We start from the raw sequence: 26,617 nt of genomic DNA, 5'->3' as shown, positions 1-26,617 counted from the left end.
GATAGGACGTTGCCAGGCAAACGGTGGTTCTGGAGCATACGCTCAAGGGCCGCCGCTTTTTTGTGTCTTTTTGTAGAAAGACACGTATCCATTTTAATGAAGGGACTGAACAGGGATATGGCGAAAAAAACGAAACTACGTGTAGCCGTCGAAGAGAACGAGACGATTGGTGCTTGTTTGGATCGTATCGATGCCATGGGATACCGCCCGACGGTCCGACGAGAAGAACCGATCTTTGGATTAGACGCTAATGGCGAACCGTATCCAATTCGTCAACAAATCGTCTTCGATTGTAAAGTGAAAGAGAATGAGTAACTGCCTAGAGCATCCTCCGATTCATGTGGAGGGTGCTCTTTTCGTTCTTGATTCCATGTGATGCCTTTCAAGAAAATAAACTCCGAATGGACAATCGATGAAATCAGAAAAACCGCTTTTAAAACCGAACGATAAATTTTCAGATAATTAAATTGTTCGCCTTTGGTTGACGCCTTGGGATGGACTTGTTAAGATGAAGTCGTGACAGGATGATTGAATATAAACACCTCGTATAATAGCAGGGATATGGCTTGCAAGTTTCTACCCAACGACCCTAAATCGTTGGACTATGGGGTATATGGATGTTCGTCGATATTTCTTTGGCGTACCTTTTTATACCCTAAGCCACCCTTTTAGCCGTGGTTTGGGCTTTTTTTATGCACAAAGGAGGAAACAGCGATGGGAAATGTAGAAGTCGGCGTCATCATGGGAAGTCAATCGGATTGGGAAACGATGAAACATACATGCGATGTGTTGGAGCAACTTGAGATTCCATATGAAAAAAAAGTCGTCTCCGCACACCGGACACCGGATCTGATGTTTCGTTATGCTGAATCAGCACGTGAACGAGGACTGAAGGTCATCATTGCCGGTGCAGGCGGTGCCGCTCATCTACCAGGCATGGTCGCCGCTAAAACGACATTACCCGTCATCGGTGTTCCTGTGAAGAGTAAAGCGCTCCAAGGAATTGATTCCTTGCTCTCGATTGTTCAAATGCCAGGTGGTGTACCGGTTGCAACAGTCGCGATTGGAGAAGCAGGCGCAAAAAACGCTGGATTGCTAGCCGCTCAAATTCTGTCGATTCAAGATGAACGACTTGCCCGTAAGCTCGATCATATGCGTGTCGAACTCGAAGGGGACGTCATTGCATCTGGAGGGAACCTACTATGAAGCGAATCGGAATATTAGGTGGAGGTCAACTCGGTCGAATGATGGCACTGTCCGCCCGTGAGATGGGCTTTGAGATTCTGACGCTTGATCCAACAGACAACGCACCGTGTGCGCAAGTGGCGGATCAACACATTCAGGCAGCTTTCACGGATATTGAAGCAGCGAAGCAACTTACAGCTGAATCGGATGTCGTCACCTACGAATTCGAGAATATCTCAACGGAAGTCGCTGAAGCGATCGGAACGAAACTGATTCACGGAACGAATCTCCTCTTTCAAACGCAACATCGAGTTCGAGAAAAAGAGATGATTGAACGCATCGGGCATTCCGTCGCTCCATACTATCCGGTGACAGATCCTGCTGACTTAGAGGAAGCGAAGCAACGACTCGGATTACCGTTCGTCTTGAAGACAGCACGATTCGGATACGACGGAAAAGGACAGACCGTCATTCGGACGGAAGAACAGTTCCAAGCGGCAATCGAACGATTCGAACCGACAGAGTATGTCGCGGAGCAGTGGTTACCGTTTGATCAGGAAATTTCCGTCATCGTGACGCGAAGCGCAACAGAAACACGCGTCTTCCCAGTCAGTGAGAACATTCATCGGGAAAATATCTTGCATCTATCGATCGTACCGGCTCGCATTTCGGAATCGCTCGAACAAGAAGCAATTGCGCTCGCTGAATCGATCGCAGATGCTGTCGGGTTGATCGGTACACTCGCCATCGAGTTGTTCGTCGTCGGTTCTAGACTAATCGTCAATGAACTAGCACCCCGACCACACAATTCGGGTCACTATTCAATCGATGCTTGCGAAACATCCCAATTCGAGCAACATATCCGTGCCATCAGTGGTCTTCCACTCGGTGATACCCGTCTGACGACACCGGTCGTCATGGCGAACATCCTGGGTCAGCATGTCACAGCATTATACGAGGAACTACCGAGACTAAGCGCTCGGACGAAAGTTCACTTATATGGAAAAGCAGAAGCCAAGACAGGTCGCAAGATGGGACATTTAAACATCCTTGCGGACACGGTCGACGATGCTTTGGCAGAAGTCGAACGCCTGTCGATATGGAAGGAGACAGTTCAATGATCGAACGGTATACACGTCCTGAGATGAAAGCGATCTGGACCGAACAAAACAAATTCGAGGCTTGGTTAAAAGTCGAGATTCTTGCGTGTGAAGCATGGAGTGAACTAGGAGTCATCCCGAAAGAGGACGTTCAATTACTTTGGGACAATGCCTCTTTTGATGTCAACCGGATCCTTGAAATCGAACAAGAGACACGTCATGATGTCATCGCCTTTACGCGTGCCGTCTCTGAGACACTCGGAGAAGAACGTAAATGGGTTCATTACGGACTAACGTCAACGGACGTCGTCGATACAGCACTCTCATATCTGTTGAAGCAAGCAAATGACATTCTTGCTGCGGATCTCGATCGATTCATCGACATCTTAAAGGTCAAAGCGAACGAACATAAATATACGGTCATGATGGGACGAACGCATGGCGTACATGCAGAACCGACGACGTTCGGTCTGAAACTAGCGCTTTGGTACGAAGAGATGAAACGAAACAAAGTCCGCTTCGAAGCAGCACGTGAGACGGTCGAATACGGCAAGATGTCAGGAGCCGTCGGAACATTCGCGAATATCGATCCGTTCATTGAAAAATACGTCTGCGAAAAGTTAGGAACGAAACCAGCTCCAGTTTCCACACAGACGTTACAACGCGATCGTCATGCACACTATATGTCGACGCTTGCTCTGATCGCGACATCGATCGAAAAGATGGCAACGGAGATCCGCGGTCTACAAAAGACGGAAACGCGTGAAGTCGAAGAATTCTTCGCTAAAGGTCAAAAAGGATCATCGGCGATGCCGCACAAGCGGAATCCGATCGGCTCTGAGAACATGACAGGTCTTGCCCGAGTCATCCGTGGACACATGGTGACGGCGTACGAGAACGTCTCACTCTGGCACGAACGGGATATCTCGCACTCTTCGGCAGAACGCATCATTCTTCCGGACGCAACAGGACTGCTCAACTACATGTTGAACCGTTTCGGAAACATCGTGAAGAACTTGACGGTCTTCCCGGACAACATGAAGCGGAACATGGACCGGACGTTTGGGGTCATCTTCTCTGGACATGTCTTACTCGCTTTAATCGAAAAAGGCTGGTCGCGTGAAGCAGCGTATGATTTCGTTCAACCGCGTGCGATGCAGGCGTGGGAAGAACAAATCATGTTCCGTGACTTATTGTGGCAAGAACAGGACATTCAACAGCTGTTCACAGAAGAAGAGCTCGATGCGTGTTTCGATCCGACGTACCATACGAGTCGTGTCGATGAAATTTTTGAACGGTGTGGCTTGAACTAATCAACCTGAGACGGGGCATTTGCCCCGTCTACATCTTAGGATCATGGGGGACGAAAGCGATGCAACCACTTTATGAAGGAAAAGCAAAACGATTGTACACGACGCAGGAGCAGGATGTGCTCCGGATCGTCTATAAAGACGAGGCCACGGCATTCAACGGCGAGAAAAAAGAAGTATTTGCTGGAAAAGGCGAATTGAACAACCGATTGACGAGTCATTTCTTTGAAATCCTCGAACAAGCGGGCATTCCGACACATTTCATTGAGCGTGTCTCGGAGCGCGAACAGCTCGTACGTCGTGTCACTATCATTCCACTCGAAGTCGTCGTCCGGAACGTCGTCGCAGGAAGCTTGAGTAAACGGCTCGGTATCGAAGAAGGTACGGTGCTCGAAACACCAATCGTTGAGTTCTACTATAAAGATGATACGTTAGGCGATCCACTCGTCACCTCATCGCACATCAATTTACTGAAGATTGCGACTTCTGAGGAGCTAGAAGAGCTGTCGGACAAAGCACTTCGCGTGAATGAAGTCTTGCAACCTTACTTCCGTCAAAACGGAATCACGTTGATTGATTTTAAATTGGAATACGGCAAGACGGCAGATGGAACGATTCTACTGGCTGATGAGATCTCACCTGATACATGCCGCCTGTGGGATCAGGAAACTGGAGAACATCTCGATAAAGATGTCTTCCGACGCAATATCGGTTCACTGACAGAGACTTACCAAACACTATTCAATCGCCTAGGGGGAAACACACAATGAAAAAAGTCATCGTATCGATCGCATTACGGGAAAGCATTTTAGATCCACAAGGAGTTGCTGTAAAAGGCGGATTGCAACAGCTTGGTTTTACGGGTGTCGAGAGTGTTCGAATCGGAAAACAGATTGAACTGCTCGTTGAAACGGAAACGACAGAAGCGATGATTCATGAGATGTGTCAAAAACTACTCGTTAACACGGTGATGGAAGATTATCAGATTACGATCGAAGAGGTGACGCCAGCATGAAGTTCGCGGTCATCGTCTTTCCGGGATCGAACTGTGATTTAGATATGTACCATGCGGTTAAGGATGCGCTCGGAGAAGAAGCCGAATACGTCTTCCATACCGAAACATCACTTGAAGGCTACGATGGTGTCCTGTTACCAGGTGGATTTTCCTACGGAGATTACCTTCGTTGCGGGGCAATCGCACGCTTCTCACCGATTATGGAAGAGGTCAAACGTTTTGCAACAGAAGGAAAAACCGTCCTCGGTGTCTGTAACGGATTCCAGATTCTTGTCGAAGCGGGACTCTTACCAGGTGTCTTGCATCGAAATAACGGTTTGAAGTTCATGTGTCGGACGGTCGAACTGAAGGTTGAAAACACGAAGACACGGTTTACATCAGATTATCTGCCAGGCGAGACGATCTCGATTCCAATCGCACATGGCGAAGGAAACTACTACTGCGACGATGCGACTTACGCGATGCTCCAAACGAACGGGCAAATCGCCTTCACATATGTCGATAATCCGAACGGTTCGCGCGGCGATATCGCCGGGATCACGAATAAAGCTGGCAATGTTCTTGGGATGATGCCACACCCAGAACGAGCAGTCGAGCTATTGACTGGCGGAACAGATGGATTGAAACTCTTTACTTCACTCGTCAAACAGGGGGCACACCATGCTAAAACAACAGTCTGAACCAACACCAGAATTGATTCAAGAGCAACGCGTTTATGCCACGATGGGATTAAGTGATACGGAATACCAGATGGTCGTCGATTTACTCGGACGCCAACCGAACTATACGGAAACAGGATTGTTTTCGGTCATGTGGTCTGAGCATTGTTCATACAAGACATCTAAACCCGTCCTCCGTCAATTCCCGACGACTGGACCACGTGTCTTACAGGGACCGGGTGAAGGGGCAGGGGTCGTTGATATCGGTGATGAGCAGGCTGTCGTCTTTAAGATTGAAAGCCACAACCATCCATCTGCTGTTGAACCGTACCAAGGTGCTGCAACAGGCGTCGGCGGTATCATTCGTGACATCTTCTCGATGGGTGCGCGCCCAGTTGCGCTCATGAACTCGCTCCGCTTCGGTCATCTCGGTACACCACGTGTTAATCAACTGTTCGAACAAGTTGTTGCAGGGATCGCGGGGTATGGCAACTGTGTCGGTATTCCAACGATCGGTGGCGAAATCGGATTTGATCGTTCGTATGAAGGAAATCCACTCGTCAATGCGATGTGTATCGGTTTGATCAACCATGCCGATATTCAAAAAGGTCAGGCAAAAGGTGTCGGGAACTCAGTCATGTACGTCGGTGCAGCGACTGGGCGCGATGGTATTCATGGTGCGACATTTGCCTCGGAAGATCTCGGAGAAGATACGGAAGCAAAACGTCCAGCTGTTCAAGTCGGCGATCCGTTCATGGAGAAGCTATTGATTGAAGCTTGTCTTGAGATCGTTGGTCATCCAGCACTGGTCGGGATGCAGGATATGGGCGCTGCTGGACTAACATCTTCTTCAGCAGAGATGGCTTCAAAAGCAGGCATGGGCATCGAGATGCACCTCGATGACGTCCCGCAACGGGAGACAGGGATGACAGCCTACGAAATGATGCTCTCAGAATCACAAGAGCGAATGTTACTCGTCGTCAAACGGGGGCGCGAAGCAGAGATTGAAGCAATCGTCAGCAAATGGGGGCTCCATGCCGTTCACGTCGGAGAAGTCATTGAAGAGAAAGTCTTACGGTTGATCCATCATGGGGATATCGTGGCGGAAGTTCCGGTTGACGCGTTAGCGGAAGAAGCACCAGTCTATGAAAAACCATCTCGCGTGCCTGCGTATTATGAAGAATTTCAAGCGATGGAAGAGACACTTCCAGTCGTCGAGGACATTGTTGAGACATGGCGAGCACTACTCCGTCAGCCGACGATCGCTTCAAAACGCTGGGTCTACGATCAGTACGATCATATGGTCCAGACATCGACGGTCGTCGCACCGGGATCAGATGCAGCCGTCATCCGTGTCCGTGGTACGAACAAGGCACTCGCCATGACGACCGACTGCAACAGTCGCTTCGTCTACTTGGATCCATATGTCGGTGGACAGATCGCCGTTGCAGAAGCAGCTCGTAATATCGTCGCGAGTGGGGCGACACCACTTGCCATCACGGATTGCCTGAACTTCGGAAATCCGGATAAACCAGAAGGCTTCTGGCAGTTGCAGCAAGCAACAGCCGGTATGGCAGAAGCATGTCGTGTCCTTGAGACACCTGTTATCGGTGGAAACGTCTCGCTCTACAATGAGTCAGCTGGTCAAGCGGTTCACCCGACACCGGTCGTCGGAATGGTTGGATTACACGAGCAAACCGAATGGATCACAACGCAACACGTCAAACAAGCAGGTGACCAGATTTATCTGTTAGGTGAAACAACAGCCGAGTTTGGTGGTAGTGAGCTTCAATATATGCAATTCGGTAAATCATTCGGTCGCGCACCACAAATCGATTTAGCAGTCGAACATGCACGCTTACAAGTGTTACAACAAGCAGTACAAGCAGGTGAAGTCAATGCGATGCATGATGTATCAGAAGGTGGTCTCGCAATCGCCCTCGCTGAGATGACGTTTGGAACGAACTTTGGGTTGAAGGTTCAGTTTGATGGACCAACGTTACATCTGTTCAGTGAATCGCAATCACGTTTCGTCGTCACTGTGCCACAAACGCACGTTGCAGCATTCGAACAACGGACCGGTGCTCAAGCGATCGGTGTCGTCACGAACGATGAGCTTCTTGTCATCGAAACGGCAGAGACACGGATCGAAGCAGACCGTTCGACCTTACAGGGAGACTGGGAAGGAGCAATCGCGTGTTATATGACATCAAAGGACTAAATGAGGAGTGTGGCGTCTTCGGGATCTTCGGACAACCGAATGCAGCGCAACTCGCTTACTACGGCTTGCATAGTTTGCAACACCGGGGACAGGAAGGGGCAGGCATCGTCACGAGTGACGGCGACGACCTCTTCCCGCACCGCGGGCAAGGACTGGTGACGGAAGTCTTTTCGGAAGAGATACTGACGAATCTTAAAGGACATCATGCGATCGGACATGTCCGATATTCGACAGCAGGTGGAAACACACTTGAGAATACCCAACCGCTGCATTTCAAGTCGCGGACGGGAGATCTCGCTCTCGCACACAACGGGAACCTCGTCAACGCGGATTCACTGAAGCATCTACTCGAAGCAGAAGGTGCAATCTTTCAGACGACGAGCGATACGGAAGTCGTCGCCCATCTCGTCAAACGCAGTAAGCTCGACACACTTGAAGACCGGATTGCCGACAGTCTCGCGCGTCTTGTCGGGGCATTTGCCTTCCTCTTTTTAACGGAAGATACGTTATTCGTGGCGGTTGATCCACACGGACTGCGTCCACTGTCACTCGGGAAGACACCGGACGGCGGCATCGTATTTGCGTCAGAGACATGTGCCTTTGATATCGTCGGTGCAGAGTTCATTCGTGATATCGAGCCGGGGGAGCTCGTGACGATCACAGAACACGGCATGTCGTCTCGTCAATACATGCAACCACGCGAACGAGCGATGTGTTCGATGGAATACATCTACTTCTCACGTCCAGATTCAATCATTGATGGCGTCAACGTCCATACGGCCCGGAAAGCACTCGGGAAAAAGATGTATGAAGAAGCACCGGTCGAAGCAGACGTCGTTACAGGGGTACCGGATTCCAGTATCTCGGCAGCGATCGGTTACGCGGAAGCGAGTGGTATTCCGTATGAAATGGGATTGATCAAGAATCGTTATGTCGGACGGACGTTCATCCAGCCGTCACAGGAGTTACGGGAACGTGGGGTCAAAATGAAGTTGTCTGCGTTACGCGGTGTCGTACAAGGGAAGCGTGTCATCATGGTCGATGATTCGATCGTCCGAGGAACGACGAGTCGCCGCATCGTCGGTTTATTACGTGAAGCCGGTGCAACGGAAGTTCATGTCCGTATCACGGCACCACCGATTACGAATCCATGTTATTACGGGATTGATACATCGTCAAAAGACGAGTTGATCTCTGCCCGGTTGATGCCGGAAGAAATCCGTCAAGAAATCGGTGCTGATTCACTTGAATTCCTAACTGTACCGGGTATGGTCGATGCAATCGACCGCCCGTTCGATGGACCATTAAAAGGACAATGTACCGCTTGCTTCACAGGAGAGTATCCGACACCGCTCGGTTCGCTCGAGTTAGAAGCTAAACTTTGATAGATGGGGGAAGAACATGAGCAAACATTACGAAGCAGCAGGTGTGAGTCTGACGGCAGGATATGAGTCCGTCACTCGAATGAAAAAACACGTCGCCCGTTCGATGCGCAAAGAAGTATTAACGGGACTCGGTAGCTTTGGTGCGATGTTCGACCTCAGCCAATTGCAGTTGAAAGAACCGGTCCTCGTCAGTGGGACAGACGGGGTCGGTACGAAACTCAAGCTTGCCTTCGCACTCGAACAACACGATACGATCGGGATCGACTGTGTTGCGATGTGTGTGAACGATATCATCGTCCAAGGTGCAGAACCGCTTTATTTTCTCGACTACATCGCGCTCGGTCAGGCGATTCCAGCGAAGATCGAACGGATCGTCGCCGGTGTTGCTGAAGGATGTGTCCAAGCGGGCTGTACGTTGATTGGTGGTGAGACGGCAGAAATGCCAGGGATGTATGCGGATGGCGAATACGACATCGCTGGTTTTGCCGTCGGTGCCGTCGAGAAGCAAAAATTGATTACCGGTGACAAGGTCGCAGCAGGCGATGTCATTCTCGGTCTTGCTTCGTCCGGTGTCCATTCGAACGGCTTTTCACTTGTCCGTAAAATTGTCGCCGAGAGTGGCCTTAGCTACGAAGATGAAGTCATGATGCTCGGTCATACGCTTGGTAATGCCCTTCTCATGCCGACACGTATCTACGTCGAAGCGGTCAAAGCTGCCCTTGAGACGGAAAAGATTCAAGCGATGGTCCATATTACAGGTGGTGGTTTCTACGAAAACGTACCACGCGTCTTGCCAGAGGGTCTTGGTGCATCGTTTGATCCGAAAAAGTGGCCGACGTTACCGGTCTTCGACTGGCTCGAGCAAGCAGGTGATCTGCCACGACATGACATGTATAATGTCTTCAACATGGGGATTGGTTTCATGTTGATCGTCAAACCGGAAGATGTCGTGGAAGTAACAACACGTCTCGCTCGTGAAAATGAGACGGCGTACGTGATTGGTCACGTGACCGATCAAGAAGGTGTCCGGATTCAAGGGGTCGACGCATGAAGATCGCCTGTTTTGCATCAGGAAGCGGTAGTAATGTCGAAGCACTTTTTGAAGCAATCGAGGCAGGGACGTTACATGCCTCGATCGAACTAATCGTCTGCGACCAACCGGACGCAACAGTCATCGAGCGAGCAAAACGACGTGGATGTGACATCTTCGTCTTTCGAGCAAAGGACTATCCGGATAAACCGAGCTTTGAGCGGGAGATCATCGCTCGTCTTGAAGCAAAAGGTGTTGAACGGATCATCCTTGCCGGGTACATGCGTTTGATCGGGGAAGAGTTGCTCGGACGATACGCAGGGCGAATTGTCAACATTCATCCGTCGCTGCTTCCGGCGTTCCCGGGAAAAGATGCGATCGGACAAGCGTTTCGTGGCGGAGTTAAAATCACAGGTGTTACAATTCATATAGTCGATGAAGGAATGGACACAGGACCCATCATGGCTCAAGAAGCCGTTCGGATTACAGAAGAGATGACGCGTGAAACGTTGCAACAAGCGATTCAGCGTGTCGAACATAGACTGTATCCGCAAGTCATCGAAGAGTGGATGAAAGAGGAGGCAAACGTATGAGAGCGTTAATTAGTGTGTCGGATAAAACAGGGATCGTCGAACTAGGACGAGCGTTTCATGAAGCAGGGATCGAGCTTGTCTCGACAGGCGGAACACATCAAGCATTAGAGGAAGCTGGGCTTCCGGTCATTGGTATCAGTGAAGTCACACAATTCCCAGAGATGCTCGATGGACGTGTCAAGACACTTCATCCGATGGTCCACGGTGGACTACTTGGTCGTCGTGATCTTGAATCCCATCGCGAACAGATGGCTGCGCAACAGATTCAACCAATTGATTTCGTCGTCGTCAATTTGTATCCGTTCAAGCAGACAGTTTTACAAGAAGACGTTGCTTATGCGGATGCGATTGAGAACATCGATATCGGTGGTCCAAGCATGTTGCGATCTGCAGCGAAGAACCACGCGGCTGTGACGGTCGTCGTCGATCCAGCTGATTACGAAACAGTCGTTGCTGAGGTTCGTGAAGGTGGAACAACGTTTGAGACACGCCAACGTCTTGCAGCGAAAGCCTTCCGTCATACAGCGGCGTACGATGCGTTGATCGCGGATTATTTCTTGACGCAAACAGGCGAGAAGTTCCCGGACCAGTTGACGATCACGCTTGAGAAAGTCCAGGATCTCCGTTACGGAGAAAATCCACACCAAGAAGCAGCCTTTTATAAAACACCAATTTACCGTGGGGCTTCCCTCGCTTCAGCGAAACAGTTGCATGGTAAAGAGTTGTCGTATAACAACATCCAAGATGCGAACGCTGCACTCGAAATTCTCGACGAGTTCCGCGAAGCAGCAGCCGTCGTCGTCAAACACATGAACCCGTGTGGTGTTGCCGTCGGTCCAACGATCGGAGAGGCATTCCGTCGCGCGCATGCAGCCGATCCGGTTTCAATTTTCGGAGGCATCGTCGCCTTGAACCGTGAAGTCGACCTAGAGACAGCAGAACAACTAAGCGGTATCTTCCTTGAGATCATCATTGCCCCGTCCTTCACGGAAGAAGCCTTCGCCTTATTGTCAGCGAAAAAGAACATTCGTCTACTTGAACTTGACGTCAAACGTGTCCAAGCGATCCGCTATACAGCAGTTGCCGGCGGTATGCTCGTCCAAGACAGTGACGATGAGACATTAGATGATGCAGCAGCACGTGTCGTGACAGACCGCAAACCGACAGCAGCGGAATGGGAAGACTTGAAACTCGCATGGCGCGCTGTCAAACACGTCAAGTCGAATGCGATCGTTCTCGCAAAAGACGAAGTAACCGTCGGTGTCGGTGCAGGACAGATGAACCGTGTTGGTTCAGCGAACATTGCAATCACGCAAGCTGGAGAAAAAGCGATCGGCGCGTCCCTTGCTTCCGATGCCTTCTTCCCAATGGGCGATACGGTCGAAGCGGCAGCAGCAGCTGGCATTACAGCAATCATTCAACCAGGCGGCTCGATTCGCGATCAAGAGTCGATCGATGCGTGTAACCAACACGGCATCACGATGGTCTTTACGAACGTTCGACATTTCAAACACTAAGCGGAGGCGATTTGAATGAAGGTATTGGTGATTGGTAAAGGAGGGCGTGAACACGCGCTCGTCTGGAAGCTGGCACAGGATGAACGGATCGAGACAGTGTATGCTGCGCCTGGGAATGCCGGGATGACACAAGCTACATGTGTTCCGATCGCCGAAAATGCCATCGATGAACTCGTGGCGTTCGCACAAGACGAACAGATTGATTGGACGATCGTCGGACCAGAAGGACCACTCGTTCTCGGGGTCGTTAACGCCTTTCAGGCAGCGGGACTGCAGGTTTTCGGACCGACACGGGAAGCTGCGGCAATCGAGGGAAGTAAGCAGTTCGCGAAGGAATTGATGGCGCGTGCCGGTATTCCGACCGCTGCTCACGCCGTCTTTACTTCAGCAGCAGAGGCAGAAGCGTATGTTCGCAAAGCGGGTGCACCGATTGTCATCAAAGCCGACGGACTCGCTGCCGGAAAAGGGGTCACGGTCGCAGAAACTGTGGACCAGGCACTTGCAGCGATCCACGATACGTTTGCCGGGGAATACGGGCAGCAAAGCCGCGTCGTCATCGAAGAGTGTTTGGTCGGGGAAGAGTGTTCGTTGATGGCGTTCGTCCACGAAGAGACGGTCATTCCGATGGTATTGTCGCAAGATCATAAACGGGCATTTGACGGTGACTTAGGTCCGAACACAGGAGGAATGGGCGCGTATTCACCGTTACCTCAGTGGGACGAGGCAGCGTTGACGACAGAAGCTGTTGATCGCATCATACAGCCGCTCGTCGATCAGATGGCAAGCGAAGGAATACCGTTCACTGGCTTCCTCTATGCCGGTCTGATGTTAACGAAACAAGGACCGTTCGTCATCGAGTTCAATGCTCGGTTCGGTGATCCGGAGACGGAAGTCATTCTCCCACGCTTAGAGACACCGTTACTTGATGTCATCAGACCACTGATGGACGGACAGACACCAGAAGTCGTTTGGACGGACCAAGCAGCTGTCGGTGTCGTCGTCGCTGCAGAAGGATATCCAGAAGCGCCAAAAACGGGACAAATGATTCCACTCGATCAGATCGGGGATGACCTTCTCGTTTTTCATGCCGGAACAGCAGAACAATCCGGTCAACTTGTCTCAGCTGGTGGACGTGTCCTCGTCTGTGTCAGTCGTGCAGAGACGATCGAGCAAGCTGTCGAACAGGTCTATGCGAACTTACCAGACGTGACGCATCAGCCATTCTTTTACCGAACTGATATCGCTCAAAAAGCCTTTCGTGCCTCACATGAATCATGATAGTTGAACCAGACGCACTCGACAGAGTCTCGTCTGGTTTTTTTATTTCTTGGCGAAGTGCACGAAAAGATTTGTCTTCCATGGCGAATTTGTGTTATTTTGACCAAATGAATCCGGAACGGGGCAAAACTTCTTGAAACTTACTTAGCAACATTTTAGTATAAGAACTATAAGAAAGCGTTTTCAATAAAATAAAGGAGGTCGAGCTTTCGTGAAAAAAAATTGTGGAAGATCCCCTTGGACGAAATCTGAAGTACGAACACACCAAGCGGTCATCAGCGGAAAGCTTGCACCGACACTTGTCATACTGAATGCCACTTACCTAAATCATGGTGTCAAAGCATGGCGGACGGCGAACATCTGGATCAGTGGCGACCGGATCGTCTATGTCGGTCCAGAGATGCCGGAACAAGCCGATGCCTACTATGATGCGACAGGTCAATATATCGTACCCGGTTACATTGAACCTCATGCCCATCCGTTTCAACTTTATAATCCAGCGAGTCTTGCAAAATTCGCAGCAGAGCGAGGAACATCGACCCTCGTCAACGACAACATGTTGTTATTATTAGAGCCGACGGAGCAAGCGTTTGCTCAAGTCGAGGCGCTAGCGGACTTACCGACCTCGATGTACTGGTGGGCACGACTCGACGCGCAGACCGAGCTTGATGCCGATAGTATCTCGATCGATAATCGCCGGATTCAAGCATGGCTTAAACATCCACAAGTCATCCAAGCGGGTGAGTTGACGGGATGGCCACGTCTCTCGCAAGGGGACGATGAACTGCTCCACTGGATGCAGGATGCGATCAAACTTGGAAAACCAATCGAAGGTCATTTCCCTGGTGCTTCAGCGAAGACGCTGACAAAGATGGCGCTGTATGGTGTGACGAGTGATCACGAGGCAATGACGGTCGAAGAAGCGATGACACGTCTTGAACTTGGTTATACGACGACGATTCGTTATTCATCGATTCGTCCGGATCTACCGGATATCTTTAAGGGGCTTGTCGAAGCGGGATTGACGCAGTTCGATAAGGTACTAGTGACAACAGATGGTTCGACACCGTCCTTTTATAAAGCGGGTATGATGGATGAGACGATCCGACTGATGCTCGAGGCAGGCATTCCGGTCGAAGAAGCATACCGGATTGCGTCATACAATGCAGCACGTCATTTTAATCTCGATCATCTACTCGGAAGTATCGCGCCAGGACGGATTGCACATCTCAATTTCCTTGAGGCAAAAGATGCTCCGACACCTGTCGCTGTACTTGCACGCGGCATATGGGTCCGTCAAGCCGACATTCCATGTTACCCAGCCGAAGCGCTTGATGCTGCTTATGCCCTTATGCCACAATCAGAAGTCCAGATTTCCTTAACGGAGCAGGATTTTTCATTCAGCATGCCGGTTGGTCTTGAAATGGTCAATTCCGTCATCATGAAGCTCTATCAAGTCGAGCATGACACGAGTGTACCTATGCTACCAGCAGGTTGCGATGAATCCTTCCTGATGCTACTGGACCGCGAAGGGAAGTGGCGTTTGAATACCGTCTTGAAGAACTTTGCGACACAAGTCGGAGGTCTCGTCAGTTCGTACTCGATTAGTGGTGATATTTTGATGATCGGTAAATCAAAACGAGATATGCAAGTTGCGTTTGAGCGGATGAAAACATTTGGCGGTGGAATCGTTCTCGTCGAAGACGGAGAAGTCATCGCTGAAGTTCCATTGACCTTAATGGGGCAGACGTCCGACTTACCACTCGAGGATTTGATCGTTCAAGAAACCGCTTTACGGGAGGCATTATTTGCCCGTGGATATGCCTTTGAAGATCCGGTCTATACGTTGCTATTCCTAGCGTCTACACATCTACCATATGTGCGAATCACACCACAAGGTATTTACGAAGTCCTTCGGAAAAAAGTCCTTTTCCCGGCGATTTTGCGATGACGCTTGAATTTTAAAACGTCGCGCTTTAAACTATTAAAGAGCAATTGAATGGGAAAGGGAGTCACAAGATGCAACTCGATAAATTGCGTGGAAAAGAATTAGATCAGTTATTTACAGCCATCATGAAGATGGATTCATTAGAAGATTGTTATACGTTGTTCGAAGACTTAGCGACCGTCAACGAAATCCAGGCGCTCGCCCAACGTCTGGAAGTCGCACGTCAATTACGTGAAGGCAATACGTATCACAAAATCGAAAAGGCGACCGGTGCTTCAACAGCAACGATTTCGCGTGTCAAACGTTGCTTGAACTACGGTTCGGGCGGTTATGATCTGGCGCTTGCCCGCCTAGGTCTTATCGAGCAAGAAGTAGCGGATAACTAATGTTATCCGCTACTTCTATGAAGGGGGGCGTGTTACATTGGATTTTGCGTTACAACAAAGAATTCAACATTTCATTCGTAAGCTGACGCCTATCCAGTCGCTCGTCATCATCTACTTCGTTGCTGTCATCATTGGGATCATTCTGCTCGGCTTACCGTGGTCGACGAAAGGAAATTACGACTGGGACTTCACGGACCTTGTCTTCATGGCGGTCAGTTGTGTTAGTGTCACCGGTCTGACAACGGTCTCGGTTTCGGATACCTTTACGACGTTCGGGTACTTCATGATCATGATTTTAGTACAAGTCAGCGGGATCGGCTTGATGTCGCTTCATATCGCGATGTGGGTCATCCTCGGAAAACGAATTGGCTTCCGGGAGCGTCAGCTCGTCGTCCGAGATCAGAACCAGACGACGATGCAAGGTGTCGTCAAATACATTCGGGAAGTCATCTTGATCATCGTCTCGATTGAATTGATTGGTGCTTTGATTCTCGGGCTGTACTACACAAAGTATTTTCCGACGCTCGGAGAAGCGATGCTTCAAGGGTTGTTCGGATCGGTCAGTGCGACAACGAACGCCGGTTTTGATATCACGGGAGAATCATTACTGCCGTTTCGCGGGGATCTGTTCGTCGTCTTCATGCAAATTCTGCTTTTGACGCTCGGCGCGATCGGTTTTCCGGTACTCGTTGAAGTCCGACGTTATATTTCCTACCGGGCGACACGTCAAGCGACACGTCAACCGTATCATTTTTCACTGTTCACGAAATTGACGGCGTCGACGTTCTTCATTCTCGTTCTCTTTGGAACGGTAGCACTACTACTATTCGAATGGAACCAATCCTTTAAAGGCTTACCAATCGATGAGAAGCTCGTCGACGCCTTGTTCCAATCCGTTACGACTCGTAACGGTGGATTGACGACGGTCGATATCACGTCCTTCTCACAAGCCTCGATTTTCGTCTTGTCGCTCTTAATGTTCATCGGAGCGTCACCGTCTTCCGTTGGTGGGGGGATTCGAACGACGACGTTCGCTGTCGCTGTCTTGAGTGTCATCGCCTTCATACGAGGGGAATATGGTATCAAAATCTTCGGTCGTGAGATTGGTCAATCGGATATTTGGAAGGCCTTTGTCGTCATCGTCGTCTCGACTGGCGTGACGATGGTTGGATTGATCGTCTTGTTGATCGTTGAGGACGCGCCGTTCCTGGTGCTGTTCTTTGAAGCGTGTTCAGCGTTCGGTACGACCGGTCTATCACTCGGCATCACGGATCAATTATCGGATATCGGAAAATGGACGTTGTCTGTGCTGATGTTCATTGGTCGAATCGGTGTCATCTCGTTCGTTCTTCTGTTGAAAGCGAACCAACCGAAACGTAACTACAACTATCCGAAGGAATCCGTCATTATCGGATAAGGAGGCTCTTGTATGAAACGTGCCTTTTGGATCAACTTCGCGTATATCTTTGCTGTGCCTGTCTTACCGTTTTTGGCGCTCGTCAATGGGCGAGCGCTCTGTTCGCCAGATTCACCGTTACTGGACGTTCCGGTACTCGGCTTCTTTTTGGCAGAACCGTGGGCGTTCGTGCCGGTATATGCCGTCTTCGCGTTGTTACTGGCGTCACTGTTGACGAAACGACGGACACACGTCTGACCATCTCGCTCTGCGCGAGATGGTTTTTTGTTTTATACTGAATGTGGAATGAGAAAGAGAGGATGGGACGAACCGTGTTATTACCTTTTAATGAATGGCGACATGTCTTTAAACTAGATCCAGCAAAACCAATTGATGATGCTAGCCTACAGGCGATTGCGACGTCCGGAACGGATGCGATTCTTGTCGGTGGAACAGATGACATCACACTCGATGCAACGCTTGATCTCTTAATGCGTTTGCGACGATATCCAGTCGCGGTGGCACTTGAGATTTCAGAACTCGAAGCCGCGACGATGGGATTCGATACGTATTTGACGCCGACGGTCCTGAATGCGGGAACATTAGAATATGTCGTCGAAAAACAGGTCGAGGCATTAGAACAAGTCGGTCATATGCTGGCGCACGCTGATCTTGTCGGGGAAGGGTATATCGTCCTGAATCCTGATGCGAAGGTCGCGCGTGTGACACAAGCAAAGCCGTTAACGTTGGATGAAACCGTCGCTTACGCACAACTTGCGGATAGCGTCTTCCGCTTACCGGTCGTCTATCTCGAATACAGTGGCGTTTACGGGGAACCAGAACGAGTAGCAGCCGTTCGCGATGTGTTGAAGCAGGCACGCCTGTTTTACGGCGGCGGCATCGACTCCGAGGAGCGGGCGCGTGAGATGCTGCAGTATGCGGATACGATCGTCGTTGGGAACGTCATTTATGAGGATTTAAAAGCAGCGCTTGCGACCGTCGCAGCGACACGATAAAATATAGGAACAAAAGTTCGGAATATAAGAAATGAGGCTATTGATATGTTTAATTTGAGTGAACAGCTCGTCAGTGGACTAAACCCTGAGCAAGCAAGAGCAGTCAAGCATACGGAAGGTCCACTGCTGATCATGGCAGGAGCCGGTTCCGGGAAGACACGCGTCCTGACACACCGGGTCGCTTATTTGATGGCGGCTAAACAAGTCGCGCCGTGGAACATCCTTGCGATTACGTTCACGAACAAGGCAGCGCGGGAAATGCGGGACCGGATTGGTCGTTTGGTCGGTGGTGTCGCAAACGATATTTGGGTCTCGACCTTCCACTCGATGTGTGTCCGGATGTTACGTCGCGACATCGATCAGCTTGGATACGATCGCAACTTCACGATCCTTGATTCAAGTGATCAGCAATCGGCGATCAAGCTCGTCTTAAAGGAACAAAACTTGGACCCGAAAAAATGGGATCCGCGATCGATGCTGACGATCATCTCGTCACAGAAAAATGAATTACGCAGTGCTGAATTCTACGCCTCGATCGTGACGAGTCCGTATGAGAAGACCGTTGCTGAAATCTATAAAGGATACGAAGCGGTCCTACGCCGGAACAACGCGCTCGACTTTGATGATCTAATCGGAAAAACGACAGAGTTATTCAAGAAGAGTCCGGATGTCCTTGCGTACTATCAGAAGAAGTTCCGCTACATCCATGTTGATGAGTATCAAGATACGAACAAAGCTCAGTATGATCTCGTCAATCTGTTAGCTTCGGGACATCAGAATCTCTGTGTCGTTGGGGACTCGGATCAGTCGATTTACCGCTGGCGTGGTGCTGACATTGCGAACATCCTCTCGTTCGAAGAGGATTATCCGAATGCAGCCGTCATTCTACTCGAGCAAAACTACCGTTCCTCGAAACGAATTTTGGAAGCGGCCAACCATGTCATCCAAAACAACTCAACACGTAAAGATAAGAAACTTTGGACGGATAACGACGAAGGCGAGAAGCTGATCGTTCATACGGCAGAGAACGAGCGGGAAGAAGCATTTTATATCGTCCAGGAAATTCGGAATTCACTTCGCTACGGGATGAAACTGAGTGATATCGCGATTTTATACCGGACGAACGCACAATCGCGTGCGATCGAGGAAACACTTCTCAAATCGAACGTTCCGTACAAAATGATTGGCGGCACGAAGTTCTACGATCGTAAAGAGATCAAAGACGTGCTCGCTTATCTCCGTTTAATTTCGAATCCGGACGAAGACCTGTCCTTCGCGCGAATCGTCAATGAACCAAAACGCGGTATCGGCGCGACGACAATTGATAAGCTGCGTGATTTCGCCGATTTACAAGGCGTGTCACTGATGGAAGCGATTCGCGATATCGAATTGTCGAGTATCGCACCAAAAACGGCAGCGAAATTGACGGATTTCCGGACGATGATTCTCGGACTCAGTCAAATGCAAGAATTCATCAGTCTTTCAGAACTGGTTGAAGAAGTGCTTGAGAAATCGGGCTATCGTCAAGTGCTGAAGGAAGATAAGACGCTTGAAGCACAGAGTCGTCTTGAGAACATCAACGAGTTTATCACCGTTGCACAGAACTTTGAGAAGGAGACGGCAAAAGCCGATCCGGAAGACCGGACGATCATCGCCTTCTTGACTGACTTGACACTCGTCGCCGATGTCGATTCACTCGACGAGACGGATCCGGAAGAACAAGTCACGTTGATGACACTCCACTCGGCAAAAGGACTCGAGTTTCCAGTCGTTTTCTTGATTGGGATGGAGGAAGGTTTGTTCCCGCATAGCCGTTCGCTTCAAGATGAAGACGAGATGGAAGAAGAACGTCGCCTCGCGTATGTCGGGATCACACGTGCTGAGAAACGTCTTTACTTGTCACATGCGCGGATGCGCTCCCTGTACGGACGAACGAACGCAAACCAAGAATCAAGGTTCCTAGCGGAGCTGCCGGAAGTCGTCATCGAGCGGACCGGTAAAAAAGCGAAGCCACTCCCATGGGAAGATCGCCCTGTCCCACAAGGCAAAGCGGTCATCGGTCGTTCAATCAGTAAACCGACAGCAATGAAGACGTCAGGTGCGGAAACGCTCGGTTGGTCGGTCGGAGATAAGGCAGAGCATGGGAAATGGGGACTCGGTACAGTCGTCCAGACTCGGGGTGAAGGAGATAATCTTGAAATCGATATCGCATTCCCAGCAGTCGGAATTAAACGATTGCTCGCAAAATTCGCACCGATTAAAAAGGTATGACGGGAGGTCCACAGATGGATGCAAGCCAGCGTATAGATGAGATTCGTCAAACATTGAACCGATATAGCTACGAATATTATGTACTGGATCAACCAACGGTACCAGATGCGACGTACGATCAATTGCTTCGTGAACTGACGGAGCTAGAAACAGCGCACCCGGAACTGATCACGCCAGACTCGCCAACGCAGCGCGTCGGTGCAGCACCGCTTGAAGCGTTCGAGAAAGTGACGCATGACTTACCGATGCTGTCACTCGGAAACGTCTTTGATGAGACAGAAATTCGCGAATGGGTCGCTCGGATTGAGCGGTCGCTCGGACGTTCGACAACTTATGTCGCCGAACTGAAATTCGATGGACTTGCCATCTCGCTGAAATACGAAGACGGTCGATTCGTTCGTGGGGCGACGCGGGGTGATGGAACAGTCGGCGAAAACATCACGCAGAATCTACGGACAATCAAAGCCTTACCACTTCGTCTGCAGGCAGAAGAGACGGTCGAAGTTCGCGGTGAAGCCTATATGCCGAAACAATCGTTCGAACGATTGAATGAAGACCGGGCAAGCCGGGAAGAGACGTTGTTCGCGAATCCACGTAACGCGGCAGCAGGTAGTCTGCGTCAGCTGGATTCGTCGATCACGGCGTCGCGTAATCTGTCGTTGTTCGTGTATGGCGTCGGCGTCAATACGTTGACGGCTCGTTCACATAGCGAAGCGATGGCACAACTCGCTTCACTTGGCTTACCGACCAATCAACATATGCAGACGTGTGAGACGGTCGAAGAGATTCTTGCCTACATCGCACATTGGACAGAAGCACGTGCGAGCCTGCCATATGAGATCGACGGAATCGTCCTGAAAGTCGATCGATACGATGATCAGGAAGAGCTCGGCTTCACAGCAAAAAGTCCCCGCTTCGCGACAGCCTATAAGTTTGCGGCGGAAGAAGTCATGACGACAGTCGAAGACGTTGATTTCAGTGTCGGTCGGACCGGGAAAGTGACGCCGCGTGCCCGTTTTGCACCGGTCGTCGTTGCAGGATCGACGGTGACGTATGCAACACTGCATAACGCTGATTTCATCGCCGAAAAAGATATTCGCCTTCAAGATTCGGTCATCATCAAAAAAGCGGGAGATGTCATCCCGGCAGTCGTACAAGTCGTCACGGCAGAGCGAACGGGAGAAGAGACACCAATCGTCTTCCCGACCCATTGTCCGGCCTGTCAATCGGAACTCGTCCGTCTCGAAGGCGAAGTCGACATCCGCTGTGTCAGTCCGGAATGTCCAGCGCAATTGATGGAAGGTATCATTCACTTCGTTTCGCGTCAAGCGATGAACATCGATGGTCTCGGTGAAAAAGTCGTCCGTCAATTGTATGACCATGAAGCAATCCGGACGATTGCCGATTTATATCGACTCGATCGCGACGAGTTGTTGACGTTCGACCGAATGGGTGAGACGTCCGTCGATAAATTACTTGCGGCGATCGAAGCCTCGAAGCAGAACTCAGTCGAACGTCTCTTGTTTGGTCTCGGAATTCGACTCGTCGGTCAAAAAGCGGCGTATCTCTTAGCGGAACGTTTTGATTCGTTAGCAGGGATTGCGGCAGCTAGCTACGAGGAGATCGTCGCGATCGATGGTATCGGTGGGAAAATCGCGGACTCCATCGTAAAGTACTTCGAGCACCCAGAAGCACAAGCATTGATTCGTGATTTGGAACAACTCGGTGTTAATCAACAGTTCCTTGGTGAACGAGTTGATCAGACGAATGCACCGCTCGGTGGAAAAACGATCGTCTTGACGGGAACACTCGAAAGCCTAAAACGGTCAGAGGCAGGGAAGCGTCTTGAAGCACTTGGTGCCGATGTGACGGGAAGCGTCAGTAAAAAGACAGACGTGCTCGTCGCAGGGGAAAAGGCAGGTTCTAAGCTGACGAAAGCAGAATCGCTCGGCATCGAAATTTGGGATGAAGCGCGTCTGTTAGAAGAATTAGCCAAACACGAGGCTTAAGACCACTGCTATATGAACTAAATAAAGGAAGGCGGGATTCCGCCTTCCTTTATTCGTATTGATCCAATTGTCACGAAGCAATCGTCTCGCTTCGAATTAAGGTACCTTGTTTGATGAGACGATTCGTTGCCGTTTCCGGTGGATCGCAAGTGATCAACGTAATCGTCGGAGAGGCGACGGATTGATTGAGAACGGACAACGTCGTCGGTGTGACGAGACGACTTGACGTGATCCGGTACGTATACCGATGTGTTTTCGTCGTGACGATAACGGTATCGCCTTTCTTGACGTCAGGCAGACGATTGAAGTGGAGACCTTCTGTGAAGCTTCGGTGTCCGGCGAGCGCATAATTGCCTTTTCCAGGCGATCCGGTTTTCGGAATATGACCGATACTTCGATCGAGGACTGCTGTCGTCGACCCCTCTAAGATGACTTGTTCAAAATCAATGCTTGGTATCGAGAGTAATCCGACACCTGATTTTGCAAGAGGTTGTTTGGTTTCTTTTGCATCGACGATTTTTAGACTGTTGGTCCATTGTTTCTTTAAATGTTCAGCTTCTTGTTCGCGCTGATAATCACTGATGAAGGGCCAAACGATGAGTGCGATGCCTGCTAACAAAAAAAGCAGACCGATGAATTTACGGCGTGTCATGATAAAAAGTCCTTTCGGATGCGTGAGGGCGCATCATCTTTTTTGAAAAACAGGGGAAAACTTGTCCTTCCCCGATGGAAAACGATTCTGTTATGATAAAGAGAACGATTTGAAAACATGGGGTGCAAATAGAGATGAACTATAAAAAAGCAGTAGCGTTGACGTTATCGAGCACGTTATTTTTGGGTGCTTGTTCGTTCGACCTTTCGCCAAGTAGCGATACAAAAGAAGTCATTACTGAAAGTGAACAAGGTAAGGAAGTCCAAGCCGTCGTCAGTCCAGCCATTGATACGACGGATTCGTATTACCGGACGGTCTTACCGTTTCGTCCAAGCGTCGCACGTGGAATGACACAAAAGCGTGTCAGTTCGCGTCTTGAACTCGATGAAATCGAAACAGGATTGATGCGTCATTCGACACAATTTTTTGATCCGGAAAAATACTATTACCAAGAAGGTCAGTTACTCGAAGCCGACCAAATCGCAAAATGGTTGTTACGAAAAGGGAAAGCAGGCGATGGCGTCAGCGATCCTGAAGGTTTAAACCCAGCCTACACGTCAGGTAAGTCATATAAAGAAAAAAATCAAAAGTCACCTATGATTCTATCGCATATCTTAGAGCAAGACTACATGCTTGAAGAAGATAAGAAGCTTGAACTCGGTGGTACATCAATCGCTCTCGTCTTAAATAGTGAGTATGTTTTCCAAGATGAAAACTATGGACCGACCTATACCGTTAAACTTGATGAAAAGAAAGTCGTTGCTGAAGGGAAGCGGATGGCAAACAATTTAGTCAAGAAAATGCGTAAGACGCAGGGTATGAAGACGACACCGATTCACGTCGCCCTCTACCTCCAGGAAAAAGAAGGTTCACCGGTTTCCGGTCATTATCTCTCGTCTGCATTCATCGGTCGCGGGAATCAAATCAGCGCGAATGATTGGAAGAACTACAATGAACGCTATTACTACTACCCGTCAGCACGTGCAACGAATGATGTTCGTGATGATGCGGCGAAATTTGATTTATTCAAAGACCGTCTAGAAGACTACTTCCCGAACTACACTGGTATGATGGGGGAAGGCTTCTATCAAGAAGATGAACTTAAAAAGCTTGAAATGAAGATTCCCGTTCAATTTTACGGAAAAGCAGAACTCGTCGCATTCGTTCAGTACGTGACGTACCTGCTTGAGAATCGCTGGGAATATAATCGAAACATTCCGACGACGATCACTGTGACGAACTTGAACGGTGATACGGAAGCGATGCTATTCCTCGATCCGGATACAAAAAAACCAATCGTCAAGATTCGTTGATTTCTCCATTTACTTTATAAAGCGACATTCCTTATTTAGCGGAATGTCGCTTTTTTGTATGACGAACGCTTGAAGATAGAAGTATATGAGTATGAAAGGAAGGGTATGGAAGAAGAATGATATTTTGTTTCACTTTCCCATTTTTTAGATTTACGAAAGTCAGTAGGAGAGAGCATAATGGAAGAAGAACAGTTCTATAAACGGGGACGGCGCGATGAATCGCCAGTTCTTTTAAAGAAGATGATAAAGGAGAGATGTAGATGAAAGGCGGTATCTATTCACAAATCGGTGCAGTTCGAGAGGAACTACCATCGTCCTCACGAAAAGTCGCAGACTATGTCTTGACGCATATGAACCAAATTGCACGCATGACGATCCACCAACTTGCAGAGGAATCAGATACAAGTGCCGCTGCAGTCGTCCGCTTCTGTCGCGCGCTTGGATTAAAAGGATACCCGGAGTTGCGGATGCGCATTTCTGCCGATACAGCACGGACGGATTTAAAAGGGTATCACGATATCGAAAAGGATGAACGTCCCGTCGACTTGATTGAAAAAACGCTTAGTAACAGTATTCAAGCGTTGCAGGATACTGCGAAGCAGTTGAATGATGAACGGATTGCGGATGCGATTGATGTGATTGATCAGGCACGCGCGATTTATTTTTACGGGATTGGGGCATCGCATGTCGTCGCTGAAGACGCTGCTCAAAAATGGACGCGTGTCGGGAAACTAGCGATTCAAGAAACGGACCAGCATCTACTTGCGACGATCTTAGCGAATGCACGTAAAGAAGATGTCTTCTTTGCGATTTCCTACAGCGGTGAGACAGAAGAGGTCGTCGAGTTGATCCGTTTGGCGAAAATCCAAGGGCTGAAGGTCATCAGTCTGACACGTTTCGGGGACAATCGGATCAGCCAACTAGCGGATATCGCGCTTTGGACATCACGCGCACCGGAAGCGCCGCTTCGTAGTGCGGCACTCAGTTCACGACTGGCTCAACTGTTTGCGATTGACGTCTTATTCTTGTCCTATTCTGCGGGACACTATGAAGATACACTCGAACGTCTCCAATTTACGCGGGAGAGCGTTAAGACACTGCATCAAAAAAAATAAGGGGGATACATACATGTCAGAACGAACTGCCGGACTAGACGCGTTGTATCCGGAAATGGTGGAGCGTCGTCGTTATCTCCATCAGCACCCGGAGTTATCGTTTCAAGAAGTCGAGACACCGCGTTATATCGCGCAACATTTAAAAACGCTCGGAATCGAAGTCAAGACAGGAGTGGGTGGACGTGGTGTCGTCGGGTACATTCGTGGAGGAAAACCGGGGAAGACCGTCGCGTTACGTGCCGACTTCGATGCTTTACCGATTGCTGACGGAAAAGAGGTCGCGTATCGATCGACAGTTCCGGGCGTGATGCATGCGTGCGGTCATGACGGTCATACGGCGACGTTGCTTGCCGTCGCAAAGACGCTCATGCAACAGCGGGAATCGTTACCGGGGAATGTCGTCTTGATTCATCAACATGCGGAGGAAGTCGTCCCGGGTGGTGCGCGAGATATGATTGCCGACGGTTGTCTTGAAGGGGTCGATGTCATCTTCGGAACGCATCTTTGGTCAACGATCGATCAAGGACACGTCGGTATTCGAACCGGTCCGATCATGGCAGCAGCTGATAAGTTCGAGCTGATCTTATATGGAAAAGGCGGGCACGGTGCGAAGCCACACGAGACGATTGATGCTGTCTTACTCGGGGCAACGATCGTCAAGGAATTACAATCGATCGTCAGTCGTCAACTTAATCCGCTAGAGCCGGCAGTCGTGACCGTCGGAACGTTGCACGCGGGGAATACGTTTAATGTCATCGCAGATCAAGCGACATTAACAGGAACGGTCCGAACGTTTAATGAAGCGACAGCGGACGAAATCATTGAGCGGATGGAGCAGACGATCAAAGGAATCTGTCAGGCGGTCGGAGCGACGTATCAATTTACATACGAAAAAGGGTATCCAGCTGTCGTCAACCATGCGGTACCCACCGTATTGATCGAATCCGTCGCACGAGAAATCTTAGGAGACAAGCATGTATTTGAAATCGAACCGACAATGGGCGGCGAGGACTTCGCGTATTATCTGCAACACGTACCCGGTGCATTTTTCTTTACAGGAGCCGGGGACGCTTCCTATCCACCGCATCATCATCCCCAGTTTGATTTTAAAGAGCCAGCGATGCTTGACGCAGCACGTATTCTAGTCGAAGCAACGTGGCGGTATTTAGAACAAACTGCTGAAGCATGAAAAAATCGCTCGTCTTGACTCCGAAAAGG

The 26,617-nt window shown here is 49.7% G+C and carries 24 protein-coding genes and 1 riboswitch; of the genes, 23 read left to right on the top strand and 1 reads right to left on the bottom strand.

The window, feature by feature from the left end:
• Positions 1 to 117: 117 nt before the first annotated feature.
• The 20 genes from B2U10_RS12605 (at position 118) to ligA (ending at position 22,319) form a co-directional block, all read left to right on the top strand.
• Positions 118 to 315, top strand: coding sequence for an NETI motif-containing protein (locus tag B2U10_RS12605; protein ID WP_023467064.1), 198 nt, complete (start codon positions 118 to 120; stop codon positions 313 to 315).
• Between the two features lie 208 nt (positions 316 to 523).
• A riboswitch (purine riboswitch) is annotated at positions 524 to 625 on the top strand.
• 89 nt (positions 626 to 714) lie between these two features.
• On the top strand, positions 715 to 1,206 hold the full coding sequence (gene purE / locus B2U10_RS12600) for a 5-(carboxyamino)imidazole ribonucleotide mutase (RefSeq protein WP_290754229.1): 492 nt from the start codon (positions 715 to 717) through the stop codon (positions 1,204 to 1,206).
• Positions 1,203 to 2,306 (top strand): 5-(carboxyamino)imidazole ribonucleotide synthase, encoded by a 1,104-nt coding sequence (gene purK / locus B2U10_RS12595; RefSeq protein ID WP_290788107.1) that lies wholly within the window; start codon positions 1,203 to 1,205, stop codon positions 2,304 to 2,306. The genes purE and purK overlap by 4 nt, the downstream gene beginning before the upstream one ends.
• Positions 2,303 to 3,598 carry an adenylosuccinate lyase gene (gene purB, locus B2U10_RS12590; protein ID WP_035398969.1) on the top strand — a complete coding sequence of 432 codons (1,296 nt, stop codon included), beginning with the start codon at positions 2,303 to 2,305 and terminating at the stop codon, positions 3,596 to 3,598. The genes purK and purB overlap by 4 nt, the downstream gene beginning before the upstream one ends.
• A 59-nt stretch (positions 3,599 to 3,657) precedes the next feature.
• Complete coding sequence (gene purC, locus B2U10_RS12585; RefSeq protein WP_290754225.1) at positions 3,658 to 4,365, top strand: phosphoribosylaminoimidazolesuccinocarboxamide synthase; 708 nt, start codon at positions 3,658 to 3,660, stop codon at positions 4,363 to 4,365.
• Positions 4,362 to 4,610 carry a phosphoribosylformylglycinamidine synthase subunit PurS gene (gene purS / locus B2U10_RS12580; RefSeq protein WP_023467069.1) on the top strand — a complete coding sequence of 83 codons (249 nt, stop codon included), beginning with the start codon at positions 4,362 to 4,364 and terminating at the stop codon, positions 4,608 to 4,610. Before purC ends, purS begins: the two co-directional genes overlap by 4 nt.
• The gene (gene purQ, locus B2U10_RS12575; protein ID WP_035412283.1) at positions 4,607 to 5,290 is read left to right on the top strand and encodes a phosphoribosylformylglycinamidine synthase subunit PurQ; all 684 of its coding nucleotides are present in this window, start codon (positions 4,607 to 4,609) and stop codon (positions 5,288 to 5,290) included. Before purS ends, purQ begins: the two co-directional genes overlap by 4 nt.
• Complete coding sequence (gene purL / locus B2U10_RS12570) at positions 5,271 to 7,490, top strand: phosphoribosylformylglycinamidine synthase subunit PurL (protein WP_056063388.1); 2,220 nt, start codon at positions 5,271 to 5,273, stop codon at positions 7,488 to 7,490. Before purQ ends, purL begins: the two co-directional genes overlap by 20 nt.
• Positions 7,466 to 8,875: an amidophosphoribosyltransferase gene (purF, locus tag B2U10_RS12565; RefSeq protein WP_290754221.1), complete on the top strand. Its 1,410-nt coding sequence runs from the start codon at positions 7,466 to 7,468 to the stop codon at positions 8,873 to 8,875. Before purL ends, purF begins: the two co-directional genes overlap by 25 nt.
• Before the next feature lie 16 nt (positions 8,876 to 8,891).
• The gene (gene purM / locus B2U10_RS12560; protein WP_056063391.1) at positions 8,892 to 9,926 is read left to right on the top strand and encodes a phosphoribosylformylglycinamidine cyclo-ligase; all 1,035 of its coding nucleotides are present in this window, start codon (positions 8,892 to 8,894) and stop codon (positions 9,924 to 9,926) included.
• A complete protein-coding gene (gene purN / locus B2U10_RS12555; RefSeq protein WP_056063393.1) occupies positions 9,923 to 10,498 on the top strand; it encodes a phosphoribosylglycinamide formyltransferase in 576 nt (191 codons plus the stop codon). Before purM ends, purN begins: the two co-directional genes overlap by 4 nt.
• Entirely contained in the window at positions 10,495 to 12,015 is a 1,521-nt protein-coding gene (gene purH / locus B2U10_RS12550) for a bifunctional phosphoribosylaminoimidazolecarboxamide formyltransferase/IMP cyclohydrolase (RefSeq protein WP_035412295.1), read from the top strand. The genes purN and purH overlap by 4 nt, the downstream gene beginning before the upstream one ends.
• A gap of 15 nt (positions 12,016 to 12,030) precedes the next feature.
• On the top strand, positions 12,031 to 13,293 hold the full coding sequence (gene purD / locus B2U10_RS12545) for a phosphoribosylamine--glycine ligase (protein WP_214856360.1): 1,263 nt from the start codon (positions 12,031 to 12,033) through the stop codon (positions 13,291 to 13,293).
• Positions 13,294 to 13,504: 211 nt separating this feature from the next.
• Complete coding sequence (locus tag B2U10_RS12540; RefSeq protein WP_290788102.1) at positions 13,505 to 15,244, top strand: adenine deaminase C-terminal domain-containing protein; 1,740 nt, start codon at positions 13,505 to 13,507, stop codon at positions 15,242 to 15,244.
• 68 nt (positions 15,245 to 15,312) lie between these two features.
• Positions 15,313 to 15,627, top strand: coding sequence for a YerC/YecD family TrpR-related protein (locus tag B2U10_RS12535; protein WP_023467078.1), 315 nt, complete (start codon positions 15,313 to 15,315; stop codon positions 15,625 to 15,627).
• 37 nt (positions 15,628 to 15,664) lie between these two features.
• Positions 15,665 to 17,044, top strand: a complete 1,380-nt coding sequence (locus B2U10_RS12530) for a TrkH family potassium uptake protein (protein WP_290788099.1) — start codon at positions 15,665 to 15,667, stop codon at positions 17,042 to 17,044.
• A gap of 12 nt (positions 17,045 to 17,056) precedes the next feature.
• Positions 17,057 to 17,281 carry a hypothetical protein gene (locus tag B2U10_RS12525; protein ID WP_035398958.1) on the top strand — a complete coding sequence of 75 codons (225 nt, stop codon included), beginning with the start codon at positions 17,057 to 17,059 and terminating at the stop codon, positions 17,279 to 17,281.
• Between the two features lie 62 nt (positions 17,282 to 17,343).
• Complete coding sequence (locus B2U10_RS12520; RefSeq protein WP_023467081.1) at positions 17,344 to 18,039, top strand: heptaprenylglyceryl phosphate synthase; 696 nt, start codon at positions 17,344 to 17,346, stop codon at positions 18,037 to 18,039.
• A 45-nt stretch (positions 18,040 to 18,084) separates the two neighbouring features.
• Positions 18,085 to 20,310: a DNA helicase PcrA gene (pcrA, locus tag B2U10_RS12515; RefSeq protein ID WP_035412308.1), complete on the top strand. Its 2,226-nt coding sequence runs from the start codon at positions 18,085 to 18,087 to the stop codon at positions 20,308 to 20,310.
• 14 nt (positions 20,311 to 20,324) lie between these two features.
• The gene (ligA, locus tag B2U10_RS12510; protein WP_035412310.1) at positions 20,325 to 22,319 is read left to right on the top strand and encodes an NAD-dependent DNA ligase LigA; all 1,995 of its coding nucleotides are present in this window, start codon (positions 20,325 to 20,327) and stop codon (positions 22,317 to 22,319) included.
• A 70-nt stretch (positions 22,320 to 22,389) separates the two neighbouring features.
• Here ligA and B2U10_RS12505 read toward each other — a convergent pair whose 3' ends face one another.
• Complete coding sequence (locus tag B2U10_RS12505) at positions 22,390 to 22,971, bottom strand: class D sortase (protein WP_035412313.1); 582 nt, start codon at positions 22,969 to 22,971, stop codon at positions 22,390 to 22,392.
• Positions 22,972 to 23,105: 134 nt separating this feature from the next.
• On the opposite strand from B2U10_RS12505, the gene B2U10_RS12500 reads away from it, so the two are divergent.
• From B2U10_RS12500 to B2U10_RS12490, 3 genes are all read left to right on the top strand, one after another.
• Entirely contained in the window at positions 23,106 to 24,284 is a 1,179-nt protein-coding gene (locus B2U10_RS12500; protein ID WP_035412315.1) for a CamS family sex pheromone protein, read from the top strand.
• A gap of 260 nt (positions 24,285 to 24,544) precedes the next feature.
• Positions 24,545 to 25,399 carry a MurR/RpiR family transcriptional regulator gene (locus B2U10_RS12495; RefSeq protein ID WP_290788095.1) on the top strand — a complete coding sequence of 285 codons (855 nt, stop codon included), beginning with the start codon at positions 24,545 to 24,547 and terminating at the stop codon, positions 25,397 to 25,399.
• Positions 25,400 to 25,412: 13 nt separating this feature from the next.
• Positions 25,413 to 26,588 carry a M20 metallopeptidase family protein gene (locus tag B2U10_RS12490; protein ID WP_290788091.1) on the top strand — a complete coding sequence of 392 codons (1,176 nt, stop codon included), beginning with the start codon at positions 25,413 to 25,415 and terminating at the stop codon, positions 26,586 to 26,588.
• Positions 26,589 to 26,617: the final 29 nt, after the last annotated feature.

The sequence above is a fragment of the Exiguobacterium sp. UBA7533 genome (assembly GCF_002479335.1).
GTDB lineage: Bacteria > Bacillota > Bacilli > Exiguobacteriales > Exiguobacteriaceae > Exiguobacterium_A.
This window is presented reverse-complemented; position numbering and strand designations above follow the sequence as displayed.

Coding starts and splice junctions, on each gene's coding strand:
- purH (WP_035412295.1), top strand. CDS start 10,495: ATGAGAGCGTTAATTAGTGTGTCGGATAAAACAGGGATCGTCGAACTA.
- B2U10_RS12535 (WP_023467078.1), top strand. CDS start 15,313: ATGCAACTCGATAAATTGCGTGGAAAAGAATTAGATCAGTTATTTACA.
- B2U10_RS12500 (WP_035412315.1), top strand. CDS start 23,106: ATGAACTATAAAAAAGCAGTAGCGTTGACGTTATCGAGCACGTTATTT.
- ligA (WP_035412310.1), top strand. CDS start 20,325: ATGGATGCAAGCCAGCGTATAGATGAGATTCGTCAAACATTGAACCGA.
- purQ (WP_035412283.1), top strand. CDS start 4,607: ATGAAGTTCGCGGTCATCGTCTTTCCGGGATCGAACTGTGATTTAGAT.
- B2U10_RS12495 (WP_290788095.1), top strand. CDS start 24,545: ATGAAAGGCGGTATCTATTCACAAATCGGTGCAGTTCGAGAGGAACTA.
- purC (WP_290754225.1), top strand. CDS start 3,658: ATGCAACCACTTTATGAAGGAAAAGCAAAACGATTGTACACGACGCAG.
- B2U10_RS12505 (WP_035412313.1), bottom strand. CDS start 22,971: ATGACACGCCGTAAATTCATCGGTCTGCTTTTTTTGTTAGCAGGCATC.
- B2U10_RS12605 (WP_023467064.1), top strand. CDS start 118: ATGGCGAAAAAAACGAAACTACGTGTAGCCGTCGAAGAGAACGAGACG.
- purS (WP_023467069.1), top strand. CDS start 4,362: ATGAAAAAAGTCATCGTATCGATCGCATTACGGGAAAGCATTTTAGAT.
- pcrA (WP_035412308.1), top strand. CDS start 18,085: ATGTTTAATTTGAGTGAACAGCTCGTCAGTGGACTAAACCCTGAGCAA.
- purK (WP_290788107.1), top strand. CDS start 1,203: ATGAAGCGAATCGGAATATTAGGTGGAGGTCAACTCGGTCGAATGATG.
- purE (WP_290754229.1), top strand. CDS start 715: ATGGGAAATGTAGAAGTCGGCGTCATCATGGGAAGTCAATCGGATTGG.
- B2U10_RS12490 (WP_290788091.1), top strand. CDS start 25,413: ATGTCAGAACGAACTGCCGGACTAGACGCGTTGTATCCGGAAATGGTG.
- purN (WP_056063393.1), top strand. CDS start 9,923: ATGAAGATCGCCTGTTTTGCATCAGGAAGCGGTAGTAATGTCGAAGCA.
- purD (WP_214856360.1), top strand. CDS start 12,031: ATGAAGGTATTGGTGATTGGTAAAGGAGGGCGTGAACACGCGCTCGTC.
- purM (WP_056063391.1), top strand. CDS start 8,892: ATGAGCAAACATTACGAAGCAGCAGGTGTGAGTCTGACGGCAGGATAT.
- B2U10_RS12525 (WP_035398958.1), top strand. CDS start 17,057: ATGAAACGTGCCTTTTGGATCAACTTCGCGTATATCTTTGCTGTGCCT.
- purL (WP_056063388.1), top strand. CDS start 5,271: ATGCTAAAACAACAGTCTGAACCAACACCAGAATTGATTCAAGAGCAA.
- B2U10_RS12520 (WP_023467081.1), top strand. CDS start 17,344: ATGGGACGAACCGTGTTATTACCTTTTAATGAATGGCGACATGTCTTT.
- purB (WP_035398969.1), top strand. CDS start 2,303: ATGATCGAACGGTATACACGTCCTGAGATGAAAGCGATCTGGACCGAA.